Annotated in this window: 1 pseudogene; it reads left to right on the top strand. The window is 42.0% G+C overall.

The window, feature by feature from the left end:
* The first annotated feature begins 641 nt into the window (after positions 1-641).
* A pseudogene (locus tag LC574_RS34010) lies at positions 642-2,633 on the top strand (DICT sensory domain-containing protein).
* Positions 2,634-2,870: the final 237 nt, after the last annotated feature.

A 2,870-nucleotide genomic window follows, 5' to 3' on the forward strand; every position in this document is an offset into this window, starting at 1 on the left:
ATGTCAGCACAGTTTTTAACGCATGATTTATGAATGCTATAGTTGAGCAAAGCAAAACTCAATGTTAGGATTTTTTCAAAATTATTATCTGAAATCAATTCATGACTAATTTTAGCGATGTCTACGAGGGGCTACACCAATCCGTAGACTATCAATCACTGATCAGTGTTTATTAGTGAATATTACAATTAAAATTATACAATAATTAATTATTTGGTACTTAGTCTGGAAATATTTTAGTTGTGCAAGCATATTTCAAACTTGGTCGAGAATGTATATTGGGCGTAGTAGGTTGTCAATCAACAAGTGAAAAAGCAGGGGAGCTCTTAGCTGGGAGCAGGGGAGAAAAACCACGCCACTTGCGGGTGGGGCTTCAACTAAGGGAGAAAAGGAGCAGGGGGACTTTTGCCCACAAGGGGCAAGGTTTGTACCTTTTCCCTTACCCCCTGCCCCCTGCCTCTTATCAAGTTGTACGCACTCCTCCTAATTGGTAACGAAGTGTTGCGCCTGCTTTGGCAGAAAGTGCTTAAGCGCGTTCTTTACATATTGCAACTCTCTATTTAACTTGAGAGTCCCTTGGAATTTGTACAATGCAGCTGTGACTTTTGATCTTGTCGAGGTTGAGCGTTTAACAATAATTCATGAGCATTTCGACTTCTGTGCTGAGTGATCTGCTAAAGTCCCTACCATACTTGCGGCCCCAGCTATATTTTAAGGCTTCACTAACGGCGCTCTCCCATGCGATGGAAGATCAAGTTTTGGCTGCGACTTTAGCACAACCCCTTGTAATTGCTAGTTTCCAGCGAGAGAGATTCTACCGCCAAGAAGCTCATCGCTACCTGCGACTAGCCTTGCGGAGTAACCAAATATACGTATTAGCTGCTCCAGAAACGAATTTCGCCAACAGTTCGGAACACTACGAAAAGGTCGCTTTTGAGCCAACGGATGGCTTAAGCCATGAGTGGCATTTGGTAGTGATTGCTGACAATTATGCAACTTGTCTAGTTTGCCGCGAAAGCCTTGGTTCTATTGCCAAAAACAAGCAACTACCAGAACTAAGCCCTAATCTCGATATAGACGCAGCGCGAAGATTTGAGGGAGTTTGGACATCGGAAAGGGGAGTTAGCCTTAAAGCAGCTGTGTTACTTGACGAATTGCCATAAACCTAGCTGCATTGGATTTCAAAATAAGCTAAGTCACTACAAAAGCTTATTTTGAAATCCAAAGCAGCTAGGTTTATGGCAATTCGTCAAGTAACACAGCTAAACGCTGGTAAAAAGACTGCGGGTATCGATGGAAAAACCGCCTTAACCCATGAGGAGAGATTCAACCTCGAACTGTTACTAAGACAGCAAAACTGGTATCACAATAAATTAAGAGAGATACCAATACCAAAGAAAGACGGTTCTATCAGATACCTTAAAATTCCCACTATTGCGGATAGGTGTTGGCAATGCCTCGCCAAATATGCACTAGAACCAGCACACGAAGCAACTTTCCATGAACACAGCTACGGATTCAGAACGGGTAGGTCTACCCACGATGCCCAAAATCAGGTATTCAAAAATTTAAGAAGCACCTCAAACGGCATCAACAAAAGAATCCTTGAGCTTGACATTGAGAAATGCTTTGATAGGATAAACCACTCCACCATAATGGGGAACTTGATAGCTCCTAGAGCATTAAAAACTGGCATATTCCGAGCCTTAAAAGCAGGAATAAACCCAGAATTCCCAGAACAAGGAACCCCGCAAGGGGGAGTGGTAAGTCCACTCCTGGCAAATATTGCTCTTAATGGTATCGAAAATATGCATCAATACCACAAGGACAATATGAGGATATCATCAAGAACACCAAAAGCTAACATAACAAACGCCTGTGTTAGATATGCTGATGATATGGTATTCTTCCTCCGTCCTCAAGACGATGCCTCAGAGTTACTTGACAAAATCAACCAATTCCTAGCAGAACGAGGGATGAAGGTAAGCGAGAAAAAGACCAAAGTAACCGCTTCGACAGATGGATTCGATTTTCTAGGCTGGCACTTTTACGTACAGCAAAACGGAAAGTTCAGATGTATTCCCTCAGAGGAAAACTTCAAAAATTTTCGTAAGAAAGTTAAACACATCATCAATAACTCGAATTATGGCGCTAAGGTGAAAGCTTCCAAGCTTGCACCAATTGTTAGAGGTTGGAGACACTACCATAAGTTCTGTAAATTGGACGGTTCACGGTTCTCGCTGTGGCACATACAACACAGAACATTTAAGGTATTCAACAAAGAGACAAAACAGGATAAACTCTCTAGTAAGAAACTACTAGATAAAGCATTCCCTAGCGTCCCCTACTCTGAAAACGCCTTTATCAAAGTTCAAGGGAATAAATCGCCCTTTGACGGAGACTTAGTTTACTGGTCAAAAAGGAACAGTGAATTATACGACGGCGCAACCTCAAGACAATTAATAAAGCAAAACCATTCATGTGGGCATTGCGGGTTAAAGTTAACCTCTGAAGAGAGAGTACAACTACACCACATAGACGGCAATCATGAAAACTGGAAACCAAAGAATCTAGTTGCAGTGCATGAAACCTGTCATGATTACATCCACATGGGCAAAAAGGAAAGGAAGTAGATTAGATACGGCTTGCGTGAAATCCCGTAACTAAGTGAAAGCTGGAAGGAATCTACAAAATTAACCCTTAAGAATATCGGAAGCTGGATGCGTAGAAATACGCACGTCCAGATTGTGCGGTTCGTTGATTGAAACCGAAGCCCTTTAGGACTTTGGAGGAAAATCGTCTCTACACCGCCTTGAGTGCAAACTCAGAAATATAGTAGAGATAACTTTAGTTTAGTGTGAGTGCGTCAA

This window comes from Nostoc sp. CHAB 5715, from assembly GCF_020829685.1.
Classification (GTDB): Bacteria; Cyanobacteriota; Cyanobacteriia; order Cyanobacteriales; family Nostocaceae; genus Nostoc.